This window comes from Dellaglioa sp. CoH-56-MRSF-14 (assembly GCF_056782115.1).
Genome location: NZ_JBXAYB010000022.1, coordinates 1 through 493, shown reverse-complemented (window position 1 = coordinate 493; position 493 = coordinate 1). Strand labels below are relative to the sequence as shown.

Genomic DNA, 493 nt, shown 5'->3' with positions numbered 1-493 from the left:
GCCTCAATCTCACTCATCCGGCGTCGAGCTACCTTCGGGTCTTGCGCAGAGGCGCATACAGTACGCAAATGTACCTGCTTACGATCGAACAAGTCACTCGACTGACAGGCCACATCTCCAACGATCAGGTAGTTGACGCGGAAGTCACGGTAGTTGGTGCCTTGGAAACGGTTGCCCTGCGAATCAGTTCCATCGTACTCGTTGCGGATCAGCATACCTCTCTCCTGTTGCCTAGTTCAGTTACAAAAAGCGATACTACTATTATTTACTAAGCACGTCAAGCAAAAGAAAAACCCGGCCGAGGCCGGGTTTTCTATCTACTACTCGTCCCGACCAGAGACCGGGCTGTGACTCACGCTGTAGCCACTTGGGGCAATGCCCTCGTTCATGTGTTCTCCATAAGTTGGACTGAATCCCATTCGAGTAGTGCACCTGTCTAGTTTCGGAGTCGGCACAAAGTGTTGAACGCCGATGTACTAGATCGAGCTTCTAC

At 51.5% G+C, this 493-nt stretch carries 1 protein-coding gene; it reads right to left on the bottom strand.

Annotated features, from left to right (window positions below; genetic code table 11):
* Nucleotides 1-215, bottom strand: a 215-nt coding sequence (locus AC1RPX_RS07655; protein ID WP_481763314.1) for a hypothetical protein, incomplete at its 3' end; no start/stop codon positions are given.
* Nucleotides 216-493 lie beyond the last annotated feature (278 nt).